At 64.6% G+C, this 23,371-nt stretch carries 26 protein-coding genes, 1 tRNA gene and 1 pseudogene; 16 read left to right on the plus strand and 12 right to left on the minus strand.

Going from position 1 to position 23,371, the window contains the following annotated elements:
• Positions 1 to 38: 38 nt before the first annotated feature.
• Both DQ230_RS10380 and DQ230_RS10385 read left to right on the plus strand, forming a co-directional pair.
• The gene (locus tag DQ230_RS10380) at positions 39 to 416 is read left to right on the plus strand and encodes a hypothetical protein (RefSeq protein ID WP_113912528.1); all 378 of its coding nucleotides are present in this window, start codon (positions 39 to 41) and stop codon (positions 414 to 416) included.
• Positions 417 to 483: 67 nt separating this feature from the next.
• The gene (locus tag DQ230_RS10385) at positions 484 to 1,614 is read left to right on the plus strand and encodes a transporter (RefSeq protein ID WP_113912529.1); all 1,131 of its coding nucleotides are present in this window, start codon (positions 484 to 486) and stop codon (positions 1,612 to 1,614) included.
• A 35-nt stretch (positions 1,615 to 1,649) separates the two neighbouring features.
• On the opposite strand, the gene DQ230_RS10390 is transcribed toward DQ230_RS10385, so the two are convergent.
• A complete protein-coding gene (locus DQ230_RS10390; RefSeq protein ID WP_238987490.1) occupies positions 1,650 to 3,626 on the minus strand; it encodes a lytic transglycosylase domain-containing protein in 1,977 nt (658 codons plus the stop codon).
• A 156-nt stretch (positions 3,627 to 3,782) separates the two neighbouring features.
• On the opposite strand from DQ230_RS10390, the gene dapA reads away from it, so the two are divergent.
• Complete coding sequence (gene dapA, locus DQ230_RS10395; RefSeq protein WP_113912531.1) at positions 3,783 to 4,658, plus strand: 4-hydroxy-tetrahydrodipicolinate synthase; 876 nt, start codon at positions 3,783 to 3,785, stop codon at positions 4,656 to 4,658.
• Positions 4,659 to 4,660: 2 nt separating this feature from the next.
• On the opposite strand, the gene DQ230_RS10400 is transcribed toward dapA, so the two are convergent.
• Positions 4,661 to 5,608 (minus strand): GlxA family transcriptional regulator, encoded by a 948-nt coding sequence (locus DQ230_RS10400; RefSeq protein ID WP_238987491.1) that lies wholly within the window; start codon positions 5,606 to 5,608, stop codon positions 4,661 to 4,663.
• A 101-nt stretch (positions 5,609 to 5,709) separates the two neighbouring features.
• Here DQ230_RS10400 and DQ230_RS10405 point away from each other — a divergent pair, with 101 nt between their 5' ends.
• The 4 genes from DQ230_RS10405 (at position 5,710) to DQ230_RS10420 (ending at position 10,912) form a co-directional block, all read left to right on the plus strand.
• On the plus strand, positions 5,710 to 6,960 hold the full coding sequence (locus DQ230_RS10405; protein ID WP_113912533.1) for a sarcosine oxidase subunit beta family protein: 1,251 nt from the start codon (positions 5,710 to 5,712) through the stop codon (positions 6,958 to 6,960).
• A gap of 154 nt (positions 6,961 to 7,114) precedes the next feature.
• Positions 7,115 to 7,402: a sarcosine oxidase subunit delta gene (locus DQ230_RS10410; protein ID WP_113912534.1), complete on the plus strand. Its 288-nt coding sequence runs from the start codon at positions 7,115 to 7,117 to the stop codon at positions 7,400 to 7,402.
• Entirely contained in the window at positions 7,399 to 10,350 is a 2,952-nt protein-coding gene (locus DQ230_RS10415; RefSeq protein ID WP_113912535.1) for a sarcosine oxidase subunit alpha family protein, read from the plus strand. Before DQ230_RS10410 ends, DQ230_RS10415 begins: the two co-directional genes overlap by 4 nt.
• Positions 10,343 to 10,912, plus strand: a complete 570-nt coding sequence (locus DQ230_RS10420; protein ID WP_113912536.1) for a sarcosine oxidase subunit gamma — start codon at positions 10,343 to 10,345, stop codon at positions 10,910 to 10,912. Before DQ230_RS10415 ends, DQ230_RS10420 begins: the two co-directional genes overlap by 8 nt.
• Positions 10,913 to 11,023: 111 nt before the next feature.
• Here the strand turns inward: DQ230_RS10420 and DQ230_RS10425 are convergent.
• Both DQ230_RS10425 and DQ230_RS10430 read right to left on the minus strand, forming a co-directional pair.
• A tRNA-Gly gene (locus DQ230_RS10425) sits at positions 11,024 to 11,097 on the minus strand.
• Between the two features lie 81 nt (positions 11,098 to 11,178).
• Entirely contained in the window at positions 11,179 to 11,850 is a 672-nt protein-coding gene (locus DQ230_RS10430) for a TIGR04283 family arsenosugar biosynthesis glycosyltransferase (RefSeq protein ID WP_113912537.1), read from the minus strand.
• 69 nt (positions 11,851 to 11,919) lie between these two features.
• Here DQ230_RS10430 and ygfZ point away from each other — a divergent pair, with 69 nt between their 5' ends.
• The 3 genes from ygfZ to DQ230_RS10445 are packed head-to-tail and all read left to right on the plus strand — an operon-like array spanning position 11,920 to position 14,096.
• Positions 11,920 to 12,651: a CAF17-like 4Fe-4S cluster assembly/insertion protein YgfZ gene (gene ygfZ, locus DQ230_RS10435; RefSeq protein ID WP_113912538.1), complete on the plus strand. Its 732-nt coding sequence runs from the start codon at positions 11,920 to 11,922 to the stop codon at positions 12,649 to 12,651.
• A gap of 51 nt (positions 12,652 to 12,702) precedes the next feature.
• Complete coding sequence (locus DQ230_RS10440) at positions 12,703 to 13,041, plus strand: DUF952 domain-containing protein (RefSeq protein ID WP_113912539.1); 339 nt, start codon at positions 12,703 to 12,705, stop codon at positions 13,039 to 13,041.
• Entirely contained in the window at positions 13,038 to 14,096 is a 1,059-nt protein-coding gene (locus tag DQ230_RS10445) for a quinone-dependent dihydroorotate dehydrogenase (protein ID WP_113912540.1), read from the plus strand. The genes DQ230_RS10440 and DQ230_RS10445 overlap by 4 nt, the downstream gene beginning before the upstream one ends.
• Before the next feature lie 51 nt (positions 14,097 to 14,147).
• Here the strand turns inward: DQ230_RS10445 and DQ230_RS10450 are convergent, their stop codons facing one another.
• The 3 genes from DQ230_RS10450 to DQ230_RS10460 are packed head-to-tail and all read right to left on the minus strand — an operon-like array spanning position 14,148 to position 16,400.
• Positions 14,148 to 15,473, minus strand: coding sequence for an MATE family efflux transporter (locus tag DQ230_RS10450; RefSeq protein ID WP_113912541.1), 1,326 nt, complete (start codon positions 15,471 to 15,473; stop codon positions 14,148 to 14,150).
• A complete protein-coding gene (locus DQ230_RS10455) occupies positions 15,466 to 15,966 on the minus strand; it encodes a PaaI family thioesterase (protein WP_113912542.1) in 501 nt (166 codons plus the stop codon). The genes DQ230_RS10450 and DQ230_RS10455 overlap by 8 nt, the downstream gene beginning before the upstream one ends.
• Positions 15,963 to 16,400: a PaaI family thioesterase gene (locus tag DQ230_RS10460; RefSeq protein ID WP_113912543.1), complete on the minus strand. Its 438-nt coding sequence runs from the start codon at positions 16,398 to 16,400 to the stop codon at positions 15,963 to 15,965. Before DQ230_RS10460 ends, DQ230_RS10455 begins: the two co-directional genes overlap by 4 nt.
• Before the next feature lie 191 nt (positions 16,401 to 16,591).
• Here DQ230_RS10460 and DQ230_RS10465 point away from each other — a divergent pair, with 191 nt between their 5' ends.
• Positions 16,592 to 16,990, plus strand: coding sequence for a MerR family transcriptional regulator (locus DQ230_RS10465; protein ID WP_113912544.1), 399 nt, complete (start codon positions 16,592 to 16,594; stop codon positions 16,988 to 16,990).
• Positions 16,991 to 17,076: 86 nt separating this feature from the next.
• The gene (locus DQ230_RS10470) at positions 17,077 to 17,289 is read left to right on the plus strand and encodes a hypothetical protein (RefSeq protein WP_113912545.1); all 213 of its coding nucleotides are present in this window, start codon (positions 17,077 to 17,079) and stop codon (positions 17,287 to 17,289) included.
• 134 nt (positions 17,290 to 17,423) lie between these two features.
• On the opposite strand, the gene DQ230_RS10475 is transcribed toward DQ230_RS10470, so the two are convergent.
• The gene (locus DQ230_RS10475) at positions 17,424 to 17,627 is read right to left on the minus strand and encodes a CsbD family protein (protein ID WP_113912546.1); all 204 of its coding nucleotides are present in this window, start codon (positions 17,625 to 17,627) and stop codon (positions 17,424 to 17,426) included.
• A gap of 106 nt (positions 17,628 to 17,733) precedes the next feature.
• Positions 17,734 to 18,495, minus strand: coding sequence for an NAD kinase (locus DQ230_RS10480; RefSeq protein ID WP_113912547.1), 762 nt, complete (start codon positions 18,493 to 18,495; stop codon positions 17,734 to 17,736).
• A gap of 174 nt (positions 18,496 to 18,669) precedes the next feature.
• Between DQ230_RS10480 and glyA the strand changes: the two genes are divergently transcribed.
• Positions 18,670 to 19,953, plus strand: a complete 1,284-nt coding sequence (glyA, locus tag DQ230_RS10485; RefSeq protein ID WP_113912548.1) for a serine hydroxymethyltransferase — start codon at positions 18,670 to 18,672, stop codon at positions 19,951 to 19,953.
• 55 nt (positions 19,954 to 20,008) lie between these two features.
• Here the strand turns inward: glyA and DQ230_RS10490 are convergent, their stop codons facing one another.
• A complete protein-coding gene (locus DQ230_RS10490) occupies positions 20,009 to 20,371 on the minus strand; it encodes a hypothetical protein (protein WP_162497420.1) in 363 nt (120 codons plus the stop codon).
• A 107-nt stretch (positions 20,372 to 20,478) separates the two neighbouring features.
• On the opposite strand from DQ230_RS10490, the gene DQ230_RS10495 reads away from it, so the two are divergent.
• Complete coding sequence (locus DQ230_RS10495; RefSeq protein WP_113912558.1) at positions 20,479 to 21,240, plus strand: alpha/beta fold hydrolase; 762 nt, start codon at positions 20,479 to 20,481, stop codon at positions 21,238 to 21,240.
• Between the two features lie 27 nt (positions 21,241 to 21,267).
• Here DQ230_RS10495 and thyX read toward each other — a convergent pair whose 3' ends face one another.
• On the minus strand, positions 21,268 to 22,182 hold the full coding sequence (gene thyX / locus DQ230_RS10500; protein WP_113912550.1) for an FAD-dependent thymidylate synthase: 915 nt from the start codon (positions 22,180 to 22,182) through the stop codon (positions 21,268 to 21,270).
• A gap of 144 nt (positions 22,183 to 22,326) precedes the next feature.
• Between thyX and DQ230_RS10505 the strand changes: the two genes are divergently transcribed.
• Entirely contained in the window at positions 22,327 to 22,755 is a 429-nt protein-coding gene (locus tag DQ230_RS10505) for a VOC family protein (protein WP_113912551.1), read from the plus strand.
• Positions 22,756 to 22,828: 73 nt separating this feature from the next.
• On the opposite strand, the pseudogene DQ230_RS10510 reads toward DQ230_RS10505, so the two are convergent.
• Positions 22,829 to 23,077: pseudogene (locus DQ230_RS10510) on the minus strand (winged helix DNA-binding protein); the annotation flags it as partial.
• A gap of 54 nt (positions 23,078 to 23,131) precedes the next feature.
• On the opposite strand from DQ230_RS10510, the gene DQ230_RS17445 reads away from it, so the two are divergent.
• Positions 23,132 to 23,260: a recombinase family protein gene (locus DQ230_RS17445; protein WP_275263546.1), complete on the plus strand. Its 129-nt coding sequence runs from the start codon at positions 23,132 to 23,134 to the stop codon at positions 23,258 to 23,260.
• Positions 23,261 to 23,371: the final 111 nt, after the last annotated feature.

Here is a 23,371-nt window from a genome sequence, read left to right on the forward strand (position 1 = left end):
GCGGCTAATCTGCGGCGGCACAACCGGGCGATAAGTATATGACGCGCCGACATCATTCAGACAGACTTGCCCAAACCTCCGGCGTTCTGCCGGTGGTGATGGCGCTGTCGCTGGTGCTTCAGATGCTGGCCGCCAGCGTGTTTCTGGGGGATGTGGGGCGCGGCACGACGCAGATGTGCCTGAACGGGCAGATGGTCCGCGTCGACGCGTCGCTTGCGATGGGCAGCCCCGAGGCGCCGCCCGCCGACCATTGCAGCCTGTGCAGACTGGCGCTGGCCTTGGTGGATATCGACCTGCCGCTTCCGGTGGCGCCCACACGTGCAGTTGCCGCCCCGTGGACGGCCTTTGCCGCGCCGGTGCTGCCTGCTGCCCCGCGCCCCGGTAACCCGGCCCGCGCGCCGCCTTTGCATATCTGATTTTGAACCCAAAACTCGGATAACGGGCGCGGCACAGCCGCCGCCCACGCAAAGACAGTGAAACAAGATGAAAAAACAACTTATGACAGCGCTGGCCCTTGCGGCTGGCCTGACAGCCGCGCCTGCATTGGCCATGGATTTGAACACCGCGAAAGGCGGCCACATGGCCACCGACGCGATGCCCGGAAAGATGGCGCATGGCGGGCATGGGGCGATGCACGGGCCGGTCGGCCTGATGGGCAACAACCTGATGCCCAAGGGCAAGGTGATGCTGGGCTATCGCTTTGGCGCGATGTCGATGTCGGGCAACCGGATCGGCACCAGCCGCATCAGCGATGACGCGATTGCCACCACCGTTCCGAACGTCTTTTTCGGCGCGCCGGGCCAGCCGCCGACGCTGCGGGTGGTGCCGCAGGAAATGACCATGCAAATGCATATGCTGGGCCTGATGTACGCGCCCACGGACCGCCTGACCCTGATGGCCATGCTGCCCTGGGTCGAGAAAAGCATGACGTCGCTGACCTATGCCGGCCCCGCCGGGACCGCCACCCTGGGCACGTCCAAGATGCGCGCAAGCGGGCTGGGCGATATCCGCGTTGGCGGCACCTACGGGCTGGTGACCAAAGGCCCGGACAAGGTGCTGCTAAGCATGGCGCTCAGCCTTCCGACGGGGTCCATCACCGAAACCGGCACGATGCTGTCGCCGATGGGCGTTCCGATGACCCGGCGCATGGCCTATCCGATGCAGCTGGGGTCCGGCACGTATGATCTCTTGCCCGCGATCAGCTATCGCACGGGCGCGGGTCGGCTGAACTGGGGCGCGCAGCTGCGCGGGATCATCCGGCTGGGCAGCAACGACGAGGGGTATTCGCTGGGCGACGAGGTGGCCGTATCCGCATGGGCCAGCTACAGGCCCGGCCCCGCCGTATCCTACTGGGGCCGGATCGAGGCGGCCCGGCTGGGCCGGATCGACGGGCGCGACAGGCTGATTTCGGGGCCGATGCAGGGCGCCAACCCCGATTTTCACGGCGGCGATACGATCACCCTGTCGGCGGGGGCCGATTTCACGATGCAGAACGGCCCGCTGAAGGGCCATATGCTGAGCGCGGATATTGGCGTGCCGGTCTATCAGGATCTGAACGGTCCGCGCCTGGGCACCGATTGGGTGCTGGGCGTCGGCTGGCGCCGGATGTTCTGAAGCGAGGTAACGCGCGCGGGATCACCCCGCGCGCATCATTTCAGGGTTGAGGGAATTGTTGCGCCCGTCAGCTCGGCCGTGAACGGCACCGGATGCGGATCCTTGCCCAGCCGGGCGCGATAGATCGGCAGGCTTTCGGCGACGCGCTGCACGTAGTTGCGCGTCTCGTCGAACGGAATGAATTCGATCCAGTCGACGATATCGAGGCCATTGGTCCCCTCGCCGCTGCGCGGATCGCCCCGCTCCGCCATCCAGCGCGGCGGGCGCGCCGGCCCGGCATTATAGGCCGCCGACACCATCACGACATTGCCGCCGAACCGCTGCGACATCTGCGCAAGATAGGTCGCGCCAATGCGTGCATTATATTGCCATTCGTTCAGCAAATCAGCGCGGCTATAGGCAATGCCCAGATCGCGCGCCACGTCGCCGGCGGTGCCGGGCAGCACCTGCATCAGGCCCAGCGCGCCCGCGCCGCTGGCAACAAGGTGGTCAAATTCGCTTTCGCGCCGCGCGATGGCCAGCGCCATTTCCATCGGCACCGGCAGATCCAGCTGTGTCATCGGGTGCAGCGCATAATAGGCAGCGGGCAGGACAATGCCGCGCTGCGCCGCCGCCTTGCCCAGCATCACTTGCAGATGCGGCTGGCCCATATCGCCCAGCGCGGCGCCCAGACTGCCCAGCGCGGGGCGCTCCAGCGTGTCGGCCAGCGCGGTGATGAACCATTCGGCCAGCGTCAACTGGCGCGAGGCGGCCAGCAGCGATGCGGCGCGGAACAGATCGGTCTGCGCAAACTCTGCCGTTTGCCACGGCGCAAACACCTCGGCCCCGGACAGCGCAGGATCGGCAGGCAGCCCCGCCTTTTCCGCGGCCAGCAATCCGTAAAAGCTGGTCTGCTCCTCTGCCCCTTGGGCATAGGCGATCTGCGCCGCCTCCGGATCGCCCAGCGCCTCTTGGGCGCGGCCAATCCAGTAGCCCGCCCGCCCCATGGAAATGGGGCTGCCGACAGCGGCGCGCAGCCGCTGAAAATGATCCAGCGCCAGCGCCGGATCCTCCATAAAGCGCAGGGCAAGGTAACCCGACAGCCATTCCAGATCCGCATAGGCGCCGCCATCCACCAGCTGATGATGCGCGGCCAGATCATAGGCGCGGGCATAATCGCCGCTTCGCATCATCCGGCGGGCAAAACTGCGCCGCCACCCCGCCCAGCGCCACGCCTGCCCCAAACCGCCGGCGATCTTGCTCTGGCGCTGCATCAGGGTCATGGCCTTTTCGGCGTTGTCCGCCTTGATGTAGCGTTCAAACAGCATGTGGGCGATGCCCGGATCGCGCTGCATCGCCTCGGGCAGGGTGGCGACCTTGGCCTCGATCCCGCGGCGGCCATCGCTGGCCATCATGCGAATATCGGCGCGCGCGCGCATTTCGTCGCTGACCAGCGGCAGCATCAGCGCCGAATCGCGCAGGCCGCGCCACAGGGTCATGTCCATGCGCGCATCGTGATGCGGCGCCAGAAGGCGGCCCCACGCGTTCAGAAAATCGGTGTGCTCTTCGGTGCTGAGGTCAAAGGTCAGCCACGCCTGCACCACGCCCGCCTCGGCGTCGCCCAGCCGGTTCGCATTCTTCAAAGCCTCCGCATGGCGCAGCACGCCAGCGCCCGTGTCCGGCGACGTGCCCTTGTAAAAGGCCAGGATCTGCGCGTCGCTGGCATTCTCGAACGCCTCCAGCGATTTCTCGCGCAGGCGGTCCAGCCCCGGCCAATCCGGATGCGCGGCCAGAAACGCCAGCACTTCGGGCACGGTGCCGCGACCCGCGCGCAGGCGCGCCCATTCGATCAGCGTCCCCGCCACCGGACCATCGCGCCGGGCCAGCTGCACCGCGCGATCCCACCGCCCGGCGCCCGCGGCATCCAGCGCCGAGGCCAGCGGGCGGGGCGGCAAAACCCGCGCCGGAGTGTCCGCAAGGACGGGCAAAGCGCCCTGTATCAGCAAAAGGACCGCGAAAAGAGGGCGCAACATGGCTTGCATTTCCCGTCATTGCAAAGGATAGACAGCGCCAACCTAAGCGCGCGCCGTTGCGCCGTCCACCCGCCCGTTGGGGCGGGGGATTTCGCCGGGCCGCGGCAACGCACACCCCCACCGGGCCACACGCCCCGCCACGAACAGGAGTTCACAATGATCAAAGGTTCCCTTCCGGCCCTGGTCACGCCATTGAAAAACGGCGAGGTGGATTTTGACACACTGGGCAAACTGGTGGAATGGCATATCGCCGAGGGCAGCAATGGGCTGGTCCCCGTCGGCACCACCGGCGAGAGCCCGACACTCAGCCATACCGAACATATGGCCGTCGTCGAAGAGGTCGTGCGCGTCGCCGCAAACCGCATCCCGATCATCGCGGGCGCCGGCAGCAACAACACTGCCGAAACCGTCAGCTTCATGCAGCACGCGCACAAGGTCGGCGCCGATGCGGCGCTGGTTGTGACGCCTTATTATAACAAGCCGACGCAGGCCGGCCTCGTCGCGCATTTCACCGCCGCGCATGACAGCTGCGATCTGCCGATCATCATCTACAATATCCCCGGCCGCTCTGCCGTCGATATGTCACCCGCCACCATGGGCGAACTGGCCAAGCTGCCGCGCATCATCGGGGTCAAGGACGCCACCGGCGATCTGGCCCGTGTCTGCGCGCAGCGTATCACTTGCGGCGCGGATTTCATCCAGATCTCCGGCGAGGATGCCACCGCCCACGGCTTCAACGCCCAAGGCGGGATTGGCTGCATATCGGTCACGGCAAACGCGGCGCCGGCACTGTGCGCCCAGTTGCAAGCCGCCTGCCTGCGCGGCGATTACGCCGAGGCGCTGAAAATTCAGGACCGGCTGATGCCCCTGCATCACGCCATCTTTACCGAGCCGGGGCTGGTCGGCGTCAAATACGCCATGTCCCTGATCGGCAAATGCAGCGAAGACGTCCGCTCGCCCCTGGTGCCACTGACGGATGAAACCAAGGCATTGGTTGAGGCGGGCATGCGCCACGCAGGGCTGCTGAACTGATCCTAACGGTATTGCGACGGCGCCTGCCCGAACTGGGCCGAATAGGCGCGGCTGAAATGCGATGAATTGGCAAACCCTGTCGCCAGCGCAATCTGCGTCAGCGACATCGACGAATTCCGCAAAAGGCTCTGCGCCCGGCCCAGCCGCAGCGCGCGATAGTAGCGCATGGCAGGCTGGTCCAGCTGATCGCTGAAAAGGCGGTTCAGCTGCCGCGCCGAAACGCCGGCAATGGTGGCAAGCTGGTCCAGGTCCAGCGGATCGGCAACGTGGCTTTCCATCGCCTCGACCGCATCAAGGATCGCAGGCGTATGCACGCCCACCCGCTGCGCCAGGCCACCGCGCTGCGGGCCAACGGGCGGGCGGATATCGGTATGCATGAACCAGTCGCTGACCTGCCGCGCAAAGGCAGCGCCATGCTGCCGCGCGATCAACGCGTGCATCATATCCAGCGGCGCAGTGCCGCCCGCGCATGTCATCCTGTCGCGGTCGATCACATATAGCGTGCGCTCGATCGCCAGATCAGGCGACAATTCAGCCAGCGCTTCGGCATATTCCCAGTGTACGGTCATCCGCCGCCGGGCCATCAGCCCGGCGCGCGCCAGAATGACCGGCCCCCCCGACACCCCGCCCAGCGCCACCCCCTCACGTGCCAACCGCGCCAGCCAGCGATATAGGCGCGGTTCATGATAGGCGCTGATGTCGCCGCCGGCGATCACGAACAGCATATCCAACCCCGGCGCATCGCCCACCTGCGCGTCCGGCGGCACCACGACAGCGCCCGAACTGGGCACGGGCCCGTCCGTCATTCCAAGATGAACCACCTCGTAAAGCGGCCGTTCGGCCAAGAGATTGGCCGCGCGCAGCGGCTCCACCGTGGCGGCATAGGACATCACGGCAAACTCAGCGACCGGCAGAATACCGATTCGCTCAGGTCTTTGCGTGTCATCCATCGAAGTGTCCATTTTTTACATATAGACGTCCTTTTTGGGAAAGTGCAATCGGTGCGGCACGATATGTTGGGCGCAACTCACCAAACGTTGGATGAAATCCCATGCGCTATTCCGCACTCCGCATCCTCAAAGAGGGCCTCACCGGCAACAAAGGCTGGAAACCCGTCTGGCGCGAGCCAGAGCCGAAAGCCGAGTATGATGTCATCATCATCGGCGGCGGCGGCCATGGCCTTGCCACTGCCTATTACCTGGCCAAGGAACACGGCATCACCAATGTCGCCGTCCTTGAAAAAGGCTGGATCGGCAGCGGCAACGTGGGCCGCAACACGACCATCATCCGCTCCAACTACCTGCTGCCGGGCAACGAGCCGTTCTACGAGCTGTCGCTGAAACTGTGGGAAGGGCTAGAGCAGGACTTCAACTACAACGCCATGGTCAGCCAGCGTTCGATCCTGAACCTGCTGCACTCGGACGCCCAGCGCGATGCCTTCATCCGTCGCGGCAATGCGATGTTCCTCGCGGGCGCTGACGCCGAATACGCAACTGCCGAGCAACTGCGCGCTGAACTGCCGTTCCTTGACTACGACAACGCCCGCTTCCCGATCAAGGGCGGCCTGTTCCAGCGCCGCGGCGGCACAGTGCGCCATGATGCGGTCGCATGGGGCTATGCGCGCGGCGCCGACAGCCGCGGCGTCGACATCATCCAGAACTGCGAAGTCACCGGTTTCGACATCGAAAACGGCGTCTGCCGCGGCGTTCAGACGTCCCGCGGCTCCATCCGTGCCAAGAAGGTCGCCATGTGCGTCGCCGGCTCCTCCAGCCGCGTCGCGGCCACCGCCGGAATGCGCCTGCCCATCGAATCGCACGTCCTGCAGGCGTTCGTCACCGAAGGGCTCAAGCCGGTCATTCCGGGCGTCATCACCTTCGGCGCGGGCCACTTCTATGTCAGCCAGTCCGACAAGGGCGGCCTCGTGTTCGGCGGCGATCTGGACGGCTACAACTCCTACGCCCAGCGCGGCAACCTGCCCGTGATCGAGGACGTGGCCGAGGGCGGCATGGCCATCATGCCGATCATCGGCCGCGCCCGCCTGCTGCGCAGCTGGGGCGGCATCATGGACATGTCGATGGACGGCTCGCCCTATATCGACAAGACCCATATCGACGGCCTCTATTTCAACGGCGGCTGGTGCTATGGCGGCTTCAAGGCAACGCCGGGCTCGGGCTGGTGCTACGCGCACCTCATCGCCAAGGACGCGCCCCACCCGGTCGCCGCCGAAATGCGCCTCGACCGGTTCAAGCGCGGGCACATTATCGACGAAAAGGGTCAGGGCAACCAGCCCAACCTGCATTGAGGGATATCATGTTTTTTCTTGGCAAAAATACCCATATCCCGGCCTCGCAGCCCGCACAGCGGCTGCCGGGCACGCTGGCCCCGCAACGCGCAATTTTCCGCGCGGAAAATTCCCCGGAATTCGGACGAATTCCGCGTCACTTCGAGGTGAACACATGATCATCAACCACCCGCTTCTTGGACCACGCGACGCCGCTGAATTCATCTATCTCGGTGACGCCTGCCTGATCGACCGTCCGGATTGGGAGGCCGAAGATGCCGCCGAGAAATTCCATGAATACGGCTATATCCGCGACAACATCGCCGGCAAGATGCAAGAACTTTGGTATCACGAACAGGGCGATCGCAGCTGGCTGGTCGTGACGCGCGACACCATCACCCATGAAATCACCGATGTTGAAATGGCCCGCGATGTGGCCCGCGCACGGGGGCGCAGCAAATGAGCCAAGTCAACCGGATCAAGGGCGGTCTCGTCAATCGCTCCAAGGCACTGAACTTCACCTTCAACGGCAAATCCATGCAGGGCTATGTCGGCGATACGCTGGCATCCGCCCTTTTGGCCAATGGTCAGGTACTGGTCGGCCGCTCGTTCAAATATCACCGTCCGCGCGGTATTTTGACCGCCGGCTCGGAAGAGCCGAACGCGCTGGTCCAGCTGCGCAGCGGCGCCGCGCAAGAGCCGAACACACGCGCCACCGTGGCCGAGCTGTTCGACGGCCTGACTGCCACCAGCCAGAACCATCGCGGCTCGCTTGAGTTTGACCTGATGGCCGCAACGGACATGGTCTCGCCCTTCCTTGCTGCGGGTTTCTACTACAAAACCTTCATGTGGCCCGCCGCGTTCTGGGAGAAATTCTACGAACCCGTCATCCGCAACTCCGCCGGCCTCGGCCGGCTGTCCATGGAAGAAGATCCCGACACCTATGACAAGGGCTTCCTGCACTGCGATCTGCTGGTCATCGGCGCCGGTCCTTCGGGCCTCTCCGCCGCCCTCACAGCGGCGCGCACCGGCGCCCGCGTGATCCTCGCGGATGAGGATTTCGCCCCCGGCGGGCGCCTGAACTCGGAAACATTCGAAGTCGACGGCATGGCCGGCGCCGACTGGGCCGCACAAACCGTGGCCGAGCTGGCCTCGATGGACAATGTGCGCCTGATGACCCGCACCACGGTTTATGGCGCGTTCGATCACGGCATCTACGGCGCGCTGGAGCGCTGCACCGATCACCTGCCCGGCGCAGGCGGCAAGCCGCGTCAGGTGCTGTGGCGCATCTATTCCAAACGTGCCGTGCTGGCCGCCGGCGCGACGGAGCGGCCCATTGCATTCGGCAACAATGACCGCCCCGGCATCATGCTGGCCAGCGCCGTGCGCACCTATGTGAACCGCTTTGGCGTGACACCCGGCCAGAAGGTCGCGGTACTGACCAACAATGACGATGGCTGGCGCACCGCATCCGACCTTGCTGCCAAGGGGGTTGAGGTCGTCGCGGTCATCGACACGCGCAATCGTCCCGCCGTCTGCGACGTGCCGGGCGCGCGCCACATCCGCGGCGCTGGCGTGGTGGATACCGCAGGGCGCAAGGCGCTGAAGCGGATCACGCTAACCGATGGCCAGATGATCGACGTCGATTGTCTTGCCGTGTCCGGCGGCTGGAACCCGGCCGTTCACCTGACCTGCCACCAGCGGGGCCGCCCCGTCTGGAACGAGCAGATCGCGGCCTTCGTGCCGGGCGAAAACCTCCCCGCCGGCATGGTCGTCGCAGGCGCCGCCGGCGGCGCGCTGACACTGGCTGCCGCGTTGGGCGAAGGTGCCAGAATGGCGACGTCTCAGGTGCAGGATCTGGGCTTTGATGCGTCCGCGCAAGCCGCACCCAAGGCCGAGGACGAGGCATATGAGGGCGAGCCGAAATGGCACATCCCCTCGGGCAAGAAGCGCGCCTGGGTCGATTTTCAGAACGACGTCACGGTCAAGGACATCAAGATGTCCCACCGTGAAGGGTTCAAATCGGTCGAACATCTGAAGCGCTACACAACCACCGGCATGGCCACGGATCAGGGCAAGACCTCGAACATGTCGGCATTGGCGATCATGGCCGAATGCACCGGCAAATCGATCCCCGAAACGGGCACGACCATCTTCCGCCCGCCCTATACCCCCGTGCCAATGGGTGCATTGGCGGGCCGGGCGCGCGGAACCGATTTCCGCCCCTACCGCCTGACCCCCAGCCATGAATGGGCAACCAAGCATGGCGCGACCTTCGTCGAGGTTGGCAACTGGCTGCGTGCGCAGTGGTTCGTCAAGGGCAACGAGGCTGGCTGGCGCGATTCGGTTGACCGCGAGGTTCTGAACACCCGTAATTCGGTCGGCATCTGCGACGTGACCACGCTGGGCAAGATCGACATCCAGGGCAAGGACGCTGCCGAGTTCCTGAACAAGGTCTATGCCAACGCCTTTGCCAAGCTGGCAGTCGGGCGCGTGCGCTATGGCATCATGCTGCGCGAGGATGGCATCTGCTATGATGACGGCACCACCGCGCGCATGGCCGAGAACCATTTCGTGATGACCACCACCACCGCCAACGCGGTTCTGGTGTTCCGCCGGATGGAATTCGTGCGCCAGTGCCTTTACCCGGATCTGGACGTGCACATGATCTCGACCACCGATGCGTGGGCGCAGTTCGCCGTTGCCGGCCCCAACGCGCGCAAGCTGCTGACGAAGATCGTTGACGCGGACAGTCAGGACATGTCGAACGAGGGCTTCCCCTTCATGGCCTGCGGCGAGATCACCGTTTGCGGCGGCACGCCGGGGCGCCTGTTCCGCATCTCCTTCTCGGGCGAATTGGCCTATGAGATTGCGGTGCCTGCGCGCTACGGCAACTCCCTGATGGAGGCGCTGATGAAGGCGGGCGAGGAGTTCGGCGCCTGCCCATACGGCACCGAAGCGCTCAGCGTCATGCGGATCGAAAAGGGCCACGCGGCCGGCAACGAGCTGGACGGGCGCACCACCGCGCATATGCTGGGCATGGGCGGCATGGTCAGCAAGAAGAAGGACTGCATCGGCAAGATCCTGTCGCAGCGGCCCGAGATGAACCGCGAGGATGCCGAACGTCTGGTCGGCTTCCGCCCGGTGGATCGCAGCCAGAAGCTGATTGCCGGATCGCATTTCATCAACAAGGGCGATGATGCGACAATGGCCAACGATCAGGGCTGGATGACGTCTGTTGCCTGGTCGCCCAGCCTGGATCACTCGGTCGGGCTTGGCTTTATCAAATCGGGGCATACACGCATGGGCGAAATCGTTCGCGCCGTCAGCCCCCTGCACAACACCGAGATGGAGGTCGAGATTGTCTCGGCCCACTTCATCGACCCCGAAGGAGAGCGTCTGCGTGCCTGATTTCACCCTCATCTCCGCCCCGCCACTGGCCGGGTATTCAGCCAGCTTCGGCGACATCAAGCTGAGCGCGCCCAAGGATCTGGCCATCGTTTCCATCGCCCTGCCGCTGGGCGGGGAGGATTCGGCCAAGGCAGCGATCAAGTCCGCTTTCGGCATTGATCTGCCCGAGGTCGGCACATCCGCCACAACCGGCGATGACGCCACGGCGCTCATGCGTCTGGGCGTCGACCAGGCGTTTGTGCTGTTTGCCTGCGCAACGCCCGATGCCGAGCGGCAGATCGCGGCAAAGCTGAACGGCGCGGTCTATACCACCGACCAGACGGATGCGTGGTGTTCGCTGGAAATCTCCGGCCCCGGCGCGCGGCGCGCGCTGGAGCGGATCTGCCCGGTTGATCTGCACCCGGACGCGTTCGCGGTGAGCGCCGTCGCCCGGACGATAATGGAGCATATGGGCGCCATCATTGCCCGCACGGACGAAGATACATTCCTGCTTCTGTCGGCCAGTTCGTCGGCGAAATCATTCCTGCACGCGGTCGAGCTGTCGGCGAAAAACGTCACCTAGACAGGTTCTGTCATGCCACGACAAAAAGCCCGGTTAACAGCCGGGCTTTTTCATGTCTGCGCACGCATTTCGCGCGAAATGTCATGCGCATCGCTCAAATGGTGGGGGATTTGGAGCGGGCGACGGGAATCGAACCCGTGTCATCAGCTTGGAAGGCTGAGGTCTTACCATTACACAACGCCCGCTCAGGCGCGTTCCTGATACCGCGCTACGCAACCCGAGGCAAGCGGCCAGAGAAAATTCTGCGAATTTTCATATCCCGCCCGTCAGTAGCGTTTGCGCAGATCCTCCGGGTCGGCGCCCATCAGATACCGGGCCAACAGCGACAGGTTGCGCGCGCCACGCGCGATCCAGCCGGCTTGCTGGTAGCGCGCGGCGCTGGTGCGCACTGTCACGGGCATCATCCGCAGCCTGCGCCCCAATCGGCGCGCCAATGCCACATCCTCCATCAGCGGGATAGCGGGGTAACCGCCCGCGCTGTCATATTCGAGCCGGGCAATCAACAGGCCCTGATCGCCATAGGGCAGGCTGAACGCCCGCGACCGCAGGTTGGCCCACCCAGCTACAATACGCGGCGCCGCCCCCTGCGCCGCGAAGGACAGGCGGAAATATCCTGGCCTGCCGTCATCCATCTGCGCCTGAACGGCCTGCACCCATCCGTCCGGCAGCTGCGTATCGGCGTGCAGAAACAGCAGCCAGTCGCCGCCCGCCGCCGCAGCGCCCCGGCGCAGTTGCGCGCCGCGCGACGCCGTGCCTGTGATCCAGACAGCGCCGACCTGATCGGCGATGCGCGCGGTTGCGTCATCCGATCCGCCGTCGGACAGGATCAGCTCGCGGATCAGCCCCGCCTCGACCCCGGCCATCAGCCCCGGCAGTAATTCGGGCAGCGCAGATGCGCTGTTCAGCACCGGCACGATCACGGATAGCCTTGCGCGCATCCCCGCCCCCCTGTTGCCCGCGCCCCGCGATCCTATATGACAGGGGCGGCATAACGGGAGGTATCAGTCATGCGGACAATTCACCAGATCACCGGCAGCGATGCGCACAGCTTCCTTCAGGGGTTGATCACCAATGATCTGGCCAAGCTGGATCAGGGCCTTGTCTATACCGCGATGCTGACGCCGCAGGGCAAATATCTGGCCGATTTTTTTGTGTTCGAACGGGATGGCGCGCTGCATATCGACGCGGCGGACAGCATTTCGCTGGGTCTGGTGCAGCGGCTGAACATGTACCGCCTGCGCGCCGATGTGCAGATTGCGCCGACCGATTTGCAGCTGTCGCGCGGGACCGGAACACCGCCCGCGGGCGCGATGGCGGATCCCCGTCATCCGGCGATGGGCTGGCGGCTGTATGGTGCAGAGGCGGGCGATGACGGCACGGACTGGGACGCGCTGCGCGTTGCCCATTGCATCCCCGAAACCGGGATCGAACTGACCCCGGACACGTTCATTCTTGAGGCCGGGTTCGAGCGGCTGAACGGCGTTGATTACCGCAAAGGGTGCTATGTCGGGCAGGAAGTGACCGCCAGGATGAAGCACAAGACCGAATTGCGCAAGGGGCTGGCCACGGTTCAGGTGGACGGCGCCGCACCAGTGGGCACCGAGATTACCGCAGGCGGCAAGGCGGCCGGCACGCTCTACACCCAGTCAGGCGGGCGCGGCATCGCCTATCTGCGCTTTGACCGGGCGGGCAGCCCGATGGATGCGGCCGGCGCTACCGTGACTTACGCGCCCGATTGATGCAGGCGCATCACGCTTGACCCGCGCGGCGGCGCGCGGCATCAGGAGGCCATGATGATCTATAAGATATTCCGCAAGGATGAGTGGGACGATCTGCGCAGCACCGGCACCAGCGCGGGCGCGGCTGTTGATGTGGCGGACGGGTTCATTCATTTTTCGACCATTGCGCAAGCCCCGGAAACGGCGGCCAAGCATTTTGCCGGTGAGACGGACCTGATGCTGCTGGGCGTCGATCCTGCACCTCTTGGCGCGGATCTGAAGTGGGAGCCGTCACGCGGCGGCGCGCTTTTTCCGCATCTTTACCGGGAATTAACACTGGCGGACGTAGCTTGGACACAGCCGCTGCCGCTGGTAAACGGCGTGCATCAGTTTCCGGCGGGTGCGGAGTGAGCGTGATCAATCGTCTTGGCCTGAACCTGCTGCACCGCCTCGATCCGGAGCGGGCGCATGGGCTGGCCCTACGGGCGCTGCGCAGCGGGCTGGTGCCGCTGCCGGGGCGGATCACCTCGCCGCGTCTGGCCTGCGATGTCGCGGGGCTGCGGCTGGATAACCCCGTCGGGCTGGCGGCGGGGTTTGACAAGAATGCCGAGGCTTTGGGGCCGCTGGCGCGGGCCGGTTTCGGCATGGTTGAGCTTGGGGCGGTCACGCCCCGCCCGCAGGCCGGTAATCCGCGCCCGCGCCTGTTTCGCCTGCCAGACGATCGCGCGGTAATAAATCGCTTTGGTTTCAACAATCTGGGCATGGAAGCCGCGGCAAGGCGGCTGGCACAGCGGCCCAAGGACGCGGTGATCGGGCTGAACCTGGGCGCGAACAAGGACAGCGACGACCGGGCCGAGGATTTTGCCCGCGTGCTGGCCCATTGCGGCCGTTACCTAGATTTTGCCACCGTCAACGTCTCCAGCCCGAACACCGAAAAGCTGCGTGATTTGCAAGGCGGCGACGCCCTGCGCGCCCTGCTGTCCGGGGTGATGGAGGCGCGCGACTGGCTGGAGCGGCCCATTCCTGTCTTCCTGAAAATCGCGCCGGATCTGGATGATGCTGCCTTGGGCGACATCGCCGAGGTGGCGCAATCGGCGCAGCTGGCCGGGATCATCGCCACGAATACGACACTGGACCGCGCCGGCCTGACCTCTGCCGCCAAGGCGGAGGCCGGCGGGCTGTCCGGCGCGCCGCTGTTTGACAAATCCACCCGCGTTCTGGCGCGCCTTTCGCAGCTGACAAACGGCACCATGCCCCTGATCGGCGTCGGTGGCATCGCCACTGCCGAAGATGCCTATGCCAAGATCCGCGCCGGCGCGAGTGCTGTGCAGCTCTATTCGGCACTGGTCTATGAGGGGCTGCCGCTGGTGCCGCGCATCGCGCGCGGGCTGGAGCGACTGCTGGAGGCGGACGGGCATGCCAACGTCGCCAATGCCGTCGGCACGCAGCGGGACGCGTGGCTGTGATCACGCTGCGGCACGATCCGCGCTGCTGAAAATCGCGCGCGGCATCACACCCTAGCCCGCCGCCCGCTCAAGCGCCGGATAGCGCAGGCCCAGCGTGATGCCGCGCACCGCAAACGCCACAAGCAGCGCCGCCCAAAGCCCGTGATTGCCAAAAAGCGGCACCAAGGGGACCAGCGCCGCGCCGTAGACCGCCAACGAAACGATCATCATATTGCGCATGTCGCGGGTGCGTGTCGCGCCGATGAATATACCGTCCAGCATCCACGCCGCCGCGCCGAAAATCGGCGCCGCCACCATCCATGGCAGAAATTCGCGGCCCGCCGCGCGCACCGCGTCGGACGCGGCCAGCGCATCAATCGCCGCACCGCCGAACAGCGCAAAGCACAGCGCCAGCAGCACGCCCGCGCCCAGCCCCCACTGGCTGGTCAGGATCGACGCGCGGCGCACCGCGCCCGCCGCCCGCGCGCCCACCGCCTGCCCCACCAGCGCCTCGGCCGCGAAGGCAAAGCCGTCCATCATGTAGCTGCTGACATGCAGAAACTGCACCAGCACCTGATTGGCCGCCAATGTGACATCGCCCAGATCGCTGCCAAGAAAGATGAAGGACAGCATCACCACCTCCAGCAGGGCCGAGCGGATCAGGATATCGGTGTTCACCGATGCAATCTGCCACAAGCGCGCGGCGTCAAAGATCAGCGCCCAGTTGCGCCATGCAGGCACGCGAAATGCGTCGCGGCACAGCACGAACGCGGTCACCAGCCCCGCCCATTCCGCCACAAAGGTAGCCCAGCCAACGCCGGTCACGCCCCAGCCCAGCCCCAGCACGAACCACAGGTTCAGCACGATATTGAGCCCGTTCATCACCAGCTGGATCACCAGAACGGCGCCCGTCCGCTCCAGCGCGATCAGCCAGCCGGTCATGCCGAAAAGGGCGATCATGGCGGGCGCGCTCCAGACACGGACGCTCATGTAGTCCTGCGCCAGACGCTCGACCTCGGCGCTGGCGGGTGACAGCGCGAAGGCGCCGGCAAAAAGCGGGACATGCAGCAGCACAACCAGCACGCCGCCTGCCGCCCCGATCATCAGGCTGCGGGTCAGCATTGCTGCCACTTCGGCACTGTCCCCCGCGCCGCGCGCCTGCGCGGTCAGCCCGCTCGTGCCCATGCGCAGAAAGCCGAAAATCCAGTAGATTGCCGTCAATATCACCGCGCCGACGCCAACCGCGCCAATCGGCGCCGCCTGCCCCAGCTGGCCGATCACGCCGGTATCGACAATGCCCAACAGTGGCACCGTCGCGTTAGACAAAACGATCGGCCATGCAATGCGCAGGACGCGGCGATGGGTCAGACGGATATGTGCGGGCGCCGCGTCAGCCATCGCCGGGCGGCATCAGGAAATGGCCCGCCGCCTGTGCAATCGGGCGATCGCGGTTGTCCTGCCACGCCTCGGACTGGACCGATGCATAGCGGCGCCCTACGCGCGTGACGCGCGCCCGCGCATAGGCGTCACGCGGCAGGCCGGCGCGCAGATAATCGATGGTGAAATCAATCGTCTTGGGCAGTGCGGGCGCGGCGCCGGGCGCTTGCCCGCCCCCTTCGATCCGGGGCCACAGCATCGCCCAGCCAAGGCTGATGATCGCCGTCATTTCCAGAAAGGCCGCTGTCGCGCCGCCATGCAGCGCGGCTGGCGCGGGGTTTCCGATCAGACTGCTCGCATAGGGCATGATCGCCGTCAGCTCGTCACCGCGCCGTTCAAACCGGACGCCCAGAAAGGTGATGTAAGGCACGCCTGCAACCAGTGTCGCCAGCGCCTGATCGCGGCGCTGGCGGGTCACCTCGACCGGCTCGGGGGCGGCGCGGCGGGCGGTCATGCCGCGCTCACGGTAAAGGTGCCGGTGGCGGTTGCGACGGGGCGCGCGCTGTCGTCATCCATCGCCACGGCGCGCACGAATGCAACTGTGCGCGTGACGTGGTGGCACGTCGCCTCGGCGCGGATGGTCTGGCCGGGGGTAGCGGGGCGCATGTAGTCAATGCGCAGGCCCAGCGTGGCCGTGGGTCCGCCCATTTGCGGATGGCTCATCACTGCCGCCCCGCAACAGGTGTCCATCAGCGCACTGACAGCGCCGCCATGCACCACGCCCGTCGCCGGATCGCCCACCAGCCTTTCGGCCCAGGGCATAGACATGACAGCGGTGCCGCCTTCGATCGTGCCAAATGTCAGGCCCAGCGCGGTGGCGTGCGGAACCGTGCCGAAAAAATCCTTGGCGGTTGCGCCATCCGCGCGGGTGTCCGTGTCATCGGCCATCTTTGACGTTCCTTCCGATAAATTGGTCACATATTCTATCGGCGCAGGCGCGCATGGGCGCAACCCGGAACCGTGCCGCGCCGATCACGCAAGATTGAGGCAACAAAACTGTCCCAATTTGCCGTGACATGTTGTATCGTCAATTATAGTCCTTACTTTTCAACTGCACGGCGAACAGGATCGGGTTGGACATGAGCGGCGATTTGATGACAATACGCGAGATGTGTGACGCTTTTGACGTGACCCCTCGCACCTTGCGGTTTTATGAGGCAAAAGAACTGCTTGCCCCTATTCGGCAGGGGCAGAAACGGCTTTTCACCAAACGCGAGCGTGCCCGGCTGAAACTGATCCTGCGTGGCAAGCGTTTTGGCTTTGCGCTTGAGGAAATTCGCCAGCTGCTGAACCTGTACGAGCCGGGCGATCCGGACAACATTCAGCTTCGCCGCACGCGGGAACTTGCCACCGAGCGGTTGGCGCAGATGATCCGCGAACGGGATGAGCTGGACACCGCCATTTCGGAACTGCGCGGCCATATTGATTGCGCCGGACGTCTGCTGGCGCAACGCCAAACCTGCGCTGCTGCTGAGTAGCCGGCCTTGGCGGTGGATTGCTGCGACGGCCTGATCGGGTATAGGATCGCCTTGCGCTGCCCGCCCATCCAGCCCAGGAGCCGTCCATGCCAAAACGCTTTCGCCTGACGCGCCGGTTCAATACGGCAATGACCGAAGACGCGTATCGCCGTCTGCGCCGTCTGTCGCAAGAGGCTGGTCTGGACGAAGGTGAGGCGCTGTCATTCCTGTTCGAGAATTTCGACAGCGTGATTGACGAGGATACCTTTGGCCACCGCCTGCGGATCTTCAACTCCGAACTGGAGGCGCGCAAGCGCTAGGCCGGTATCAGTGATGCCATGCGGCGCCAAGCCGCCAGACATCCCCCCCCAAATATGAAAAAGGAGCAGCCCCGATGGAGCCGCCCCTGATCATGACTGCGCTTTGAGGGATAGCGCGAATACCTGCAACGCGCCTACTTGTTGACGCGTGCGGCAAAATCGTCAACCTGACGCTCTGCCTCGTCCTTGGCGATGCCGTAGCGCTCCTGCACCTTACCGACCAGCTTTTCGCGGTCGCCTTCCGCCTGCTGAACGTCGTCATCTGTCAGCTCGCCCCACTGCGATTTTGCTTCGCCGGTGAGCTGCTTCCAGTTGCCTTTGATTGTGTCCCAGTTCATTTCGAATCTCCTGTTCTTGGTGTCCGTCCGGACCAGAGGCGCTGCCCTGCCCGTCTGACATACCAACCCGGTGGCAGCCGCTTCGGTTCCACCTTTGCGCGCGAAATCAGACAAACTGTTCGCGCAGCAGCCGTTCCTCCAGACCATGGCCGGGATCGAACAGGATCCGGTGCGCGATACTGGGCTCTGACCGGATTTCGACCCACAGGACGTCGTTCACCGCTGTGCTGTCTGCCACGGCCATAACCGGGCGCTTTTCCGGCTCGCAAATGTCAAACCGCACGGTGGCTGCCTTGGGCAGCAAGGCACCCCGCCAGCGGCGCGGGCGGTAGGCCGCAACCGCCGTCAGGGCCAGAACATCGGACCCGATCGGCAGGATCGGGCCGTGCGCGCTGTAGTTGTAGGCCGTCGATCCGGCGGGCGTACACAGCAGCGCACCGTCGCAAGACAGCTCTTCCAGCCGGACGTGTCCATCCACGGTGATTTTCAGCTGCGCCGCCTGCGGTCCGGCCCGCAGCAGCGACACCTCGTTAATGGCAAGCGCGCGGTGCGTCCCGCCGCCCGCTGATTCGGCATGCATCGACAGCGGGTTGATGACCTCCTCGCCGGCGGCCTTCAGCCGGTCCAGCAGGTCCGATTCGCTGTATTCATTCATCAGGAACCCGACAGTGCCGCGATTCATGCCATAGACCGGCACATTCAGCTCCTGCGTGTTGTGCAGCGTCTGCAACATGAAGCCGTCACCGCCCAGCGCCACGATGACATCGGCGCTGTCAACCGGCACCGTACCATAGCGGCGCACCAATGCAGTATGGGCCGCACGCGCACTGGGCGCTGTGCTGGCAAGGAAGGCTATGTTTGCCTGCATTTTTCTGGCTGTCCCGCTCTGCTGCCGTGCTCAAGGCCGCAATGACACCACAGATTAACGCGCTTCGCCAGTGCTGCCGCATGGACGCACGAATTTGTCGCATTAATAGCTTACATTGCAATAATGTTTCCGCTACCACGTCCGGCAACGACATTGCAATTAGGGAGCCACCCCATGTCCGACTCCGGTTTTTTCACTGAATCCTTGTCCAGCCGCGACTCCGCGGTGTTCGACTCAATCACCAAAGAGCTTGGCCGCCAACGCAGCGAGATCGAGCTGATCGCGTCCGAGAACATCGTTTCGGCCGCCGTGATGGAAGCCCAGGGCTCTGTCATGACCAACAAATACGCCGAAGGCTATCCGGGCCGTCGCTATTATGGTGGTTGCCAGTTCGTCGATGTGGCCGAAAATCTGGCGATCGAGCGGGCCTGCAAGCTGTTCGGCTGCGATTTTGCCAACGTGCAGCCCAACTCGGGATCGCAGGCCAACCAGGGCGTGTTCACCGCCCTGCTGCAACCCGGCGACACCATCCTGGGGATGAGCCTGGATGCAGGCGGTCACCTGACCCACGGCGCCGCCCCGAACCAGTCGGGCAAGTGGTTCAACGCCATCCAGTACGGCGTGCGCCGCGATACGCTGGATGTCGACTACGACCAGATGGAAGCGCTGGCCAAGGAACATAAGCCCAAGATGATCATCGCCGGCGGCAGCGCGATTCCCCGCCAGCTGGATTTCAAGCGCATCCGCGAGATTGCAGATATGGTCGGCGCATATGTCCTGGCCGACGTCGCGCATTTCGCGGGCCTGATCGCGGCGGGCGAATATCCCTCGCCCTTCCCGCACGCCCACGCGGCCACGACCACGACGCACAAAACCCTGCGCGGCCCGCGCGGTGGCATGATCCTGACCAATGACGAAAAGCTGGCCAAGAAATTCAACTCGGCCATCTTCCCCGGCATTCAGGGCGGTCCGCTGATGCATGTCATCGCAGGCAAGGCCGTGGCCTTTGGCGAGGCGCTGCGCCCCGAATTCAAGGGCTATATCCAGCAGGTCATAAAGAACGCGCAGGCGCTGGCCGATCAGCTGAAAAAGGGCGGTCTGGACATCGTGACCGACGGCACCGACACGCACCTGATGCTGGTCGATCTGCGCCCCAAGAAGGTGACCGGCGACATCGCCGATGCATCGCTGGGCCGCGCGCATATCACCTGCAACAAGAATGGCGTGCCGTTCGACCCTGAAAAGCCGACCGTCACCAGCGGCCTGCGTCTGGGCAGCCCGGCGGGCACCACGCGCGGCTTCAAAGAGGCTGAATTCCGCCAGATCGGTGACTGGATCGTTGAACTGGTCGACGGGCTGGCAGCGAACGGCCCCGATGGCAACGCGGATGTCGAGGCGAAGGTGCGCAAGGAAGTTGCGGACCTCTGCGACCGCTTCCCGCTTTACCCGAACCTTTGAGCCGATAAATTGCACGAATTACGGCGCCGCTGGAAACAGCGGCGCCGTTTTGCGTTCACAGCAACCCGCGCCAGCGCATCAGCGCGATGATGCCGGCGCCCAGCACCATCAGACCAAACACCACGCTGGCCGTCATGCTCAGCAGCCGGTCCTTGCGCCGCTCTTTCACATTGATCAGGTTCAGCGGCGCGCTCAGGTCGGCCAGGGCGCCATCGACCTCTGCGCGCGTCACCAGACGGCGCAGCCTGGGATGCGCCACCATGGCCTGCATCTGTACCAGCCGCCGGCCCGCCTGCCGCGCCGGTTTTGGCAAGGCGCGTCCGGCCCGCCGCAAACTGCGCGACAGCGTTTTGCCGCGCGCCCCCAGACGGATGCGCAGCTTGGTCTGCACCGCGTCGATATCTTGCTGAAATGTCACCGGATCAATCATTGCGCGCCCCTCGTTTTGCGCCGGACCCTAGCCGCATGGGCGCGCAGGCTCAATGGTACTGGAACGCGCGGCGCGACCGCGCTATTCATGCGCTTATGTTGAATATGATTGACCACGGGGCGCGCACGGACGCCCCCACCCTGCTGATCGCGCACGGCCTTTATGGCTCCGCCCGCAACTGGGGCGTCATTGCGCGGCGCCTGTCGGACACCCGCCGCGTTGTGGCGGTGGATCTGCGCAATCACGGGCTAAGCGCGTGGCGCGATACCCACAGCTACCCCGATCTGGCCGCCGATCTGGCCGAAGTTGCCGCTACGCTGGACGGCCCCGTCGATCTGCTAGGCCACTCGATGGGCGGCAAGGCGGCGATGACGCTGGCGCTGACCCAGCCCGATCTGGTGAACCGCCTGATCGTCGCCGATATCGCGCCGGTCAGCTATGGGCACAGCCAGTTGAAATACCTCGACGCGATGCGGCAGGTCGATTTGTCGGGCATCGAGAAACGCTCCGACGCCGCCGCCCTGCTGGAGCCGCTGGTGGACGATCCGGCGCTGGTGCCGTTCTTCTTGCAATCGCTGGATGTGGCGGGGCGCCGCTGGCGCCTGAACCTCGACGTGCTGGCAGACGCGATGCCGCAGATCATGGGCTTCCCCGACCTGCACGGCCAGTTCGAGCGCCCGGCCCTGTTCCTGACCGGCGGCCAATCGGACTACGTGCAGCCCGAACACCGCAAGGTGATCAAGCCGCTCTTTCCCGAGGCGCGGTTCGCGGCGCTCAAGGGCGCGGGCCATTGGCTGCATGCCGAGGAGCCGCGGGCGTTTGTGGATGTGGTGAAGGGGTGGTTGGAGCGGGCCTGAGCCCGCTTGCGCCAAGATAAAGGACGCTCAATCGGAGCCGCTCAAAACCCCCTCGAACTCCCGCCATTCCCCCTTGCTCATGCCGGAATTCTCCTGCGTGACCTCTTCGCCCTTCAGCATCCGGCGCACGCAATCAAGTGCCGTGGCAGACAGTTGCGCACCACCCATGCGGTAATCGTCGAAAGCCCTGTACGCAAACGGCACCCAGTCGGCGACCAGTTTGCAGATCTCCTCGGCATAGACGCGGATCTCGTATTGGGCGTGGGCGTCGGCGCGCAGGCGCAGGAAGTGCAGCAGGTTGTGCAGATCGACCTTCCAGTACCACTGCGTATAGATGTTGGCGGGCAGGTTCATGCGGGCCAGTTCGCGCGCAAGGCCCTGCTGGCCCTCGTCCGAAATCATTTCCTCGTAATGATCGTATGCGCGCATCGCATCGTCGCGCAGGTATTTCAGCACGCGATCCGCCTCCTCCCCTTCCAGCAGGTCGCCGCGGCCCTGATTGTTGACTTTGCTCTGCGCATTCAGCGCATCGGGCGCGGGGATGTAGAATTCGCGGTCCAGGATCGAATAGCGGGCCGAATATTCGTTGACGTTGGCGGTGCGGTGGCGAATCCACTGGCGCGCGACGAAGACGGGCAGTTTGACGTGCAGCTTGATCTCGCACATCTCGAACGGGGTCGAATGCCAATGGCGCATGAGGTAGCGGATCAGCCCTTCGTCATTCTGCACCGATTTGGTGCCCTTGCCATAGCTGACCCGCGCGGCCTGGCAAATGGCGGCATCGTCGCCCATATAATCCACCACGCGGACAAACCCGTGATCCAGCACCGGATAGGCGGTGTATAAATGCGTCTCCATCCCTTGGGCTGTGGCGCGCAGGGTGGTTTGCGGCTGTGCGCGCTGTGCGTCGATTTCGGCGATCTGCTGGGGGGTAAGGGGCATGGGCTGGTCCTTCGCGCGGCGGAAATGAGCGTTGAGTCGATTGGCACGCTTTGTAGACCGCAGCCGGCGCGAAAGAAAGCGTTGCTGGACGCGCAGCTCATTCCCCCTAGGATAGGCCCCAGCCGGAGCAGCAAGGAGAGAACGATGACAATCCGCTATTTGCACACCATGGTCCGCGTCAAGGATCTGGAAAAATCCATGGCGTTCTATGCGCTTCTGGGCCTGCGCGAAATCCGCCGGATGGATAACGAGGATGGCCGCTTTTCGCTGATCTTCATGGCGCCCGAAGGGCAGGAGGAATGCCCGATTGAGCTGACATATAACTGGGACGGTGACGACAAGCTGCCCGATGACAGCCGCCATTTCGGGCATCTGGCCTACAGCGTCGACAACATTTACGAGATGTGCGCCCATTTGCAGGCCAACGGCGTGACCATCAATCGCCCGCCGCGTGACGGGCGGATGGCCTTTGTGCGCAGCCCCGACAACATCTCGGTCGAGCTGCTCCAGGACGGTGAGGCGCTGGCCCCGGCCGAACCTTGGGCCAGCATGGAAAACACCGGAAGCTGGTAGGACACGGGCGCGATCAAGGCTGCTGCGCATGATCGGCGCAGCAGTTTGATGGCCGTCCCAGTATCGGCCTTTATCAGTAGATGTAGCGGATCTGGTCGGTCCAGTACCGCTCGACCCGGCGCAGGGAACTGGCGATCTGGTCGATCCCGTCCAGCCCCAGCACGCCCTGGGCCTGAAGCCCTTCGGCATGGCGACCGAAAAGGTCCGTCACCACATCGCGGATCTGCCGACCCCGCGGCGTCAGACGCACCCGGACCGAGCGGCGATCGATTTCGCAGCGCTGGTGGTGCATATACTCCATCTCGACCAGTTTTTTGATATTTGTGATATAGGAGAGGTATAGACGGGGAGCCTGAATAGACTGGAGACCCTGACCATGACCGACCATAAGCAAATGCCACTCGCCTTCTCGTATGTCCGCTTCAGTTCCGAAAAGCAGCGCCAAGGTGCCAGCCTCGAACGACAGACCGAGGCCGCCAAGCGTTGGACTGCGCGTTTCGCATGATGGCGGGCACTGATTTCAGCTGATCGTGGGCAGCGATTTCATGGGAAGGCGGGCACCTGTTTCACGCGATCGCGGGCAGTGATTTCACGCGATCATGGGCAGGACTGGCCA

The organism is Roseovarius dicentrarchi (assembly GCF_003316635.1).
In the GTDB taxonomy this organism is placed as follows: domain Bacteria; phylum Pseudomonadota; class Alphaproteobacteria; order Rhodobacterales; family Rhodobacteraceae; genus Roseovarius; species Roseovarius dicentrarchi.

Coding starts and splice junctions, on each gene's coding strand:
- DQ230_RS10380 (WP_113912528.1), top strand. CDS start 39: ATGACGCGCCGACATCATTCAGACAGACTTGCCCAAACCTCCGGCGTT.
- DQ230_RS10385 (WP_113912529.1), top strand. CDS start 484: ATGAAAAAACAACTTATGACAGCGCTGGCCCTTGCGGCTGGCCTGACA.
- DQ230_RS10390 (WP_238987490.1), bottom strand. CDS start 3,626: ATGTTGCGCCCTCTTTTCGCGGTCCTTTTGCTGATACAGGGCGCTTTG.
- dapA (WP_113912531.1), top strand. CDS start 3,783: ATGATCAAAGGTTCCCTTCCGGCCCTGGTCACGCCATTGAAAAACGGC.
- DQ230_RS10400 (WP_238987491.1), bottom strand. CDS start 5,608: ATGGATGACACGCAAAGACCTGAGCGAATCGGTATTCTGCCGGTCGCT.
- DQ230_RS10405 (WP_113912533.1), top strand. CDS start 5,710: ATGCGCTATTCCGCACTCCGCATCCTCAAAGAGGGCCTCACCGGCAAC.
- DQ230_RS10410 (WP_113912534.1), top strand. CDS start 7,115: ATGATCATCAACCACCCGCTTCTTGGACCACGCGACGCCGCTGAATTC.
- DQ230_RS10415 (WP_113912535.1), top strand. CDS start 7,399: ATGAGCCAAGTCAACCGGATCAAGGGCGGTCTCGTCAATCGCTCCAAG.
- DQ230_RS10430 (WP_113912537.1), bottom strand. CDS start 11,850: ATGCGCGCAAGGCTATCCGTGATCGTGCCGGTGCTGAACAGCGCATCT.
- ygfZ (WP_113912538.1), top strand. CDS start 11,920: ATGCGGACAATTCACCAGATCACCGGCAGCGATGCGCACAGCTTCCTT.
- DQ230_RS10440 (WP_113912539.1), top strand. CDS start 12,703: ATGATGATCTATAAGATATTCCGCAAGGATGAGTGGGACGATCTGCGC.
- DQ230_RS10450 (WP_113912541.1), bottom strand. CDS start 15,473: ATGGCTGACGCGGCGCCCGCACATATCCGTCTGACCCATCGCCGCGTC.
- DQ230_RS10455 (WP_113912542.1), bottom strand. CDS start 15,966: ATGACCGCCCGCCGCGCCGCCCCCGAGCCGGTCGAGGTGACCCGCCAG.
- DQ230_RS10460 (WP_113912543.1), bottom strand. CDS start 16,400: ATGGCCGATGACACGGACACCCGCGCGGATGGCGCAACCGCCAAGGAT.
- DQ230_RS10465 (WP_113912544.1), top strand. CDS start 16,592: ATGAGCGGCGATTTGATGACAATACGCGAGATGTGTGACGCTTTTGAC.
- DQ230_RS10470 (WP_113912545.1), top strand. CDS start 17,077: ATGCCAAAACGCTTTCGCCTGACGCGCCGGTTCAATACGGCAATGACC.
- DQ230_RS10475 (WP_113912546.1), bottom strand. CDS start 17,627: ATGAACTGGGACACAATCAAAGGCAACTGGAAGCAGCTCACCGGCGAA.
- DQ230_RS10480 (WP_113912547.1), bottom strand. CDS start 18,495: ATGCAGGCAAACATAGCCTTCCTTGCCAGCACAGCGCCCAGTGCGCGT.
- glyA (WP_113912548.1), top strand. CDS start 18,670: ATGTCCGACTCCGGTTTTTTCACTGAATCCTTGTCCAGCCGCGACTCC.
- DQ230_RS10495 (WP_113912558.1), top strand. CDS start 20,479: ATGTTGAATATGATTGACCACGGGGCGCGCACGGACGCCCCCACCCTG.
- thyX (WP_113912550.1), bottom strand. CDS start 22,182: ATGCCCCTTACCCCCCAGCAGATCGCCGAAATCGACGCACAGCGCGCA.
- DQ230_RS10505 (WP_113912551.1), top strand. CDS start 22,327: ATGACAATCCGCTATTTGCACACCATGGTCCGCGTCAAGGATCTGGAA.
- DQ230_RS17445 (WP_275263546.1), top strand. CDS start 23,132: ATGACCGACCATAAGCAAATGCCACTCGCCTTCTCGTATGTCCGCTTC.